Here is a 4,287-nt window from a genome sequence, read left to right as displayed (position 1 = left end):
CGATCGCATTGTAGTTAGTATCGGTGCTAGTTGCTGTGTAACTAATTGTGCTAGTATGATTGCCTTCAACGAGGTTATCATTTACGGCTGTGACTGTGACTGTTTGTGGTGTATTCCAGTTAGCGGAAGTGAAGGTTAAGCTAGTTGCACTACTGGTACTTTGACTGTCAGGATTAATCGTAATTGTAACATTGGCTGTAGGTTGGCTGTTTAATACTACTGTGTAACTATCCGTTGCACCGCCTTCCGAGACATTGGTGCTACCACTGGATTGAGTGATGTTGACACTAGCAGTATCGTTATCAGTAATAGCAATATTTTGAGTAGTCGTGCTGCCTAGTGCAATATTTGCCGACGGATTACTAATAGTTAATGTCGCGGTTTCTGTACCTTCTGCTACAGCATCGTTAACAACAGTAAAAGTAGTAGTGCCTGTAGTTTGTCCGCTAGGAATAGTAATAGTAGTATTACCCAGGTTGTAATCTCCAGCAGTAACATTAGTTCCAGAAACACCTAAGTCAACAGTTTGATTGCTAGAAACGACACTAGAAGCGGTGGCGGTAACGGTAATTATAGTTGTACCTGCTTCCGTACCTGCATTACTACTAACTGATAAATTGACAATACCTTGTATCAGCGTGTTGGCTGTTGAAGAATCATTAGTTGTCACTGAGTCAGTAATACCTAAAGCTGTTAATCCGCTAAGAATAGGATTAGGTTTTACTGTGGCTGTATTCGTGACAATAGTTCCCGCTGGTGTTGCTGAATCAATTGTCCCATTAACTGTCAATGTTGCTGATTGTGATGGTGCTAAATTAACTTTTTCCCAGACTCCAGAAGTGTTACTGTAATTGCCTGCTGAAGCACTAAAACTGGGATTAGTTACTGCTGCGGGTACTGTGTCGCTGAGATTGAGGTGATCGATTGTGTTTGTGGTACTATTATTTGTAACTGTAATTGTGTAACTAATCGAACCGCCGGGGTTAGCAGTGGCGGGGGCAGTTTTAACAACACTTAAATCAACTTCAGGAGGAGTAGCGCGATACTCAAATGCCCCAATATCTACAGTAGAATTACTGATTCTAGTAAAGGGTAAACCACGTTGATCGCTAGTTAATCCAGAGGCAAGAGTGTTGCTACCTGCATCAATTGCTTGGGAACTAGCAAGTAAGGCATGAGTTTGAGTTAATCCCCCATTATTTGCAAGGGGAGAAAGTACCGTACTAATGAGTCCAGAAACAGTAATATCGCTGGCAACTGTGGGAAAACTACCTGCACTTCCGCTTTGTCCTACTAAGTTATTGCCGTTGGAGGTAAAAGTATCTAAGTTTTGCACTTCTGTATTAGTAGTGGCAGTATTACCTGCAACAATGCTGTTACTAACTGTCGCCGTACTGCTAGCGTTGGAGATTCCGCCACCATTACTAGCTGAATTATAAGCGAGCGTGCTGTTTGTAATAGTTAATGTAGTTGCATTAACGTTGTAGATGCCGCCGCCATTGTCAGTAGCTGTATTACCAGAGATCGTGCTGTTAGTGACAGTCATCGTCCCTGTATTGCGAATGCCGCCACCGTTGGGTGCTGTGTTGCCACTAATCGTACTGTTAGCGATCGTTGCTGTGCCGTTTGAGAAGTTGGAGATGCCACCGCCTCTCAAATTGACTGTGTTGTTAGCGATCGTACTATTAGTAACTGTCAGAGTCGCCGTAGAGTTAACATTGTAAATGCCGCCGCCGTTGTTAGAAGCGCTATTACCACTAATCGTGCTGTTGCTGACGGTGGCGATACCTCTGTTGTCAATGCCACCGCCACCAGTATTATTAGTGTAGTTGTTTGTAACTGTACTGTTAATTACCGTCAGCGTACCGCTACGATTGTAAATCCCAGCGCCATTTTCGTTAGATGTGTTCCCGGAAATTGTGCTGTTAGTGACGGTGACATTGCTACTATTATCGATCAAAATGCCGCCAGCTTTACCATTAGGAAACGTCCCCGATGCAGTGCCATTACTGACAGTGCTGTTGTTTAAAGTTAAGGTACTACCGTTTGTGACCGAGATATTTGCACCCCTACCAGTAACGCTACCCTGAGTAATAGTCATGTCACTAATGTTGACTGTTACCCCCGATCCAGAAATATCGAATACCCGCACGGCATTATTGCCACTAACGCTTAAATTACTCGCACCAAGCCCATCAATACTTACTGAATTATTAATGCTGAGACTACTGGCAAGAGTTATTGTGCCACTGACTCCCGTAAGGTCGATCGCATCCGCACCAGCAGTGTTATTAGCTGCTACAATTGCCTCTGGCAAGCTGATTTTGCCGTCAGCGCCGGGACTAGCAATTAGGTTCGCGATGCTGCTGGTAGTTCCATCTACTAAGTCGTTTGTGGTTGTGACGCTAACTGTTGCCATAGTTACTCCTTAGAGATCCAGTCTCTACAATTATATAGCGCGATCGCCATTCTCGTACTGATATCCTCAAAATATATTGTGCCAATGCAAGCAGAAACGATATGAATCTCGTTAATCTGTGCGTTAATTTATTGCACTATAATATTTATAACTTGCTGATTCCTGGTGGTGCTAGTCAAAATGCAAAAGATTTGTTTCGCAAAATAGCTAAAAGCTTTTTCTGAAAATGCTTCGGGAAATATACCTTTAAGATGAGAACGCTAGGTTAAATCATAACCACTAATACAATTTTATCGCGATCGCGGTATTAAAACTTGAGTTTTATCTAGGGTATACAAATAGGGAAATGGATATCAATCTCCACCAGGTAAACTATTACCCTAGATGAGTAATACCGAAAGCAATGTCTATACCAAACTACGCCACTGCACTTTTATTTTCTGACTAAATCAACAGAAAATTAGCTGATATAATCGCACTTTTATCGACCCCAATCATAATCGCTAACTGATCCCCTGTCAACAGATTTTTAATAATTGTTCCCCGATTATCCTCAGTAAAATCTAACTGACTAAAACTTAAACCACTTAATCCAATTAAGTCTTGACCAATGGTAAAATCACCGATAGTATCAAATCCGCTACCAGCTTTTAAGATAAAAATATCATTACCGCTACCGCCAATCAAACTATCATTACCCAAGTCTCCATAAAGGATATCGTCACCTTTACCACCAGTGATAGTATCGTTATTTTCACCTCCGTAAATTGTATCATTTCCTTCACAACCTCCGAGAAGATCGTCTTGTTCATTCCCACTAATGAAGTCATTACCTACACCGCCACAGATGGTATCAGACTCTAAGTTTCCAAAGATGTTATCATTACCTTCACTGCCAAGAATTGTATCATTACCTTTGCCCCCATATAAAACATCATTATCCTTGCCACCGTCGATAAAATCATCATTTCTATTACCAAAAATGGTGTCATTATCTTCTCGGCCATTTAGTAAGTCATTACTTTTCCCTCCGAAGATTAAATCAGCGCCATAATCGCCAAGAATAATATCATTATTTTCATCTCCTAACAGGATGTCATCACCTTTGCCACCACTAATAAAGTCATTGCCATAATTACCGTTAAGGATGTCTATACTGTCGCCACCATATAGATTATCATCCCCTGATTTAGCATCGAAGATATTGCCAGAATTGCCACCTAAAAACTCATCATTTTTTATCGTACCTATTTGAAGGTTAGATATACCAAATATACGGTTTTCAACTGAGTTGGGTTGGTTTAAGTCGGGATAGGAAATTTTTTCACAGATGCAGCTATCGTCTGGGATGTTGTTAGTTATTGGTGTGGGAGTTGGTGTTACCGATAGAATTGGTGTCGGTGTTACTGATGGAATTGGTGTTAACGATGGCGTTGGTGTCGGTGTTACCGATGGCGTTGGTGTCGGTGTTACTGATGGTATTGGTGTCGGTGTTACTGATGGAATTGGTGTTACCGATGGCGTTGGTGTCGGTGTTACCGATGGCGTTGGTGTCGGTGTTACTGATGGTGTTGGTGTGGGAGTTACCGATGGCGTTGGTGTTACCGATGGCGTTGGTGTCGGTGTTACCGATGGCGTTGGTGTCGGTGTTACCGATGGCGTTGGTGTCGGTGTTACTGATGGTGTTGGTGTGGGAGTTACCGATGGCGTTGGTGTTACTGATGGAGTTGGTGTTACTGATGGAGTTGGAGTTAGTGTTACCGATGGAGTTGGTGTTACTGATGGAGTTGGCGTTACTGATGGCGTGAGTGTTGGCGTTGGTGTTGCGATATCGTTATCAGTAATATTAGCAGTAATCGGGGTAATAG

The 4,287-nt window shown here is 42.3% G+C and carries 2 protein-coding genes and 1 pseudogene; 1 reads left to right on the top strand and 2 read right to left on the bottom strand.

Annotation, left to right across the window (positions count from 1 at the left end; all coding sequences use genetic code 11):
- Positions 1-2,419: beta strand repeat-containing protein (locus tag OSCI_RS09430; protein ID WP_039962012.1), on the bottom strand; the 2,419-nt coding region annotated here is incomplete at its 3' end.
- Positions 2,420-2,520: 101 nt separating this feature from the next.
- Here OSCI_RS09430 and OSCI_RS31925 point away from each other — a divergent pair.
- The gene (locus OSCI_RS31925; RefSeq protein ID WP_007354696.1) at positions 2,521-2,643 is read left to right on the top strand and encodes a hypothetical protein; all 123 of its coding nucleotides are present in this window, start codon (positions 2,521-2,523) and stop codon (positions 2,641-2,643) included.
- A 220-nt stretch (positions 2,644-2,863) separates the two neighbouring features.
- Here the strand turns inward: OSCI_RS31925 and OSCI_RS09425 are convergent.
- A pseudogene (locus OSCI_RS09425) lies at positions 2,864-4,287 on the bottom strand (calcium-binding protein); the annotation flags it as partial.

Source organism: Kamptonema sp. PCC 6506 (assembly GCF_000180455.1).
In the GTDB taxonomy this organism is placed as follows: Bacteria; Cyanobacteriota; Cyanobacteriia; order Cyanobacteriales; family Microcoleaceae; genus Kamptonema; species Kamptonema formosum.
The sequence above is the reverse complement of the archived record's forward strand: the minus strand, read 5'-3'. Positions and strand labels throughout refer to the sequence as shown.

Bases quoted from the DNA above. Each gene is read 5' to 3' on its own strand.
- OSCI_RS31925 (WP_007354696.1), top strand. From the start codon at position 2,521: ATGAATCTCGTTAATCTGTGCGTTAATTTATTGCACTATAATATTTAT.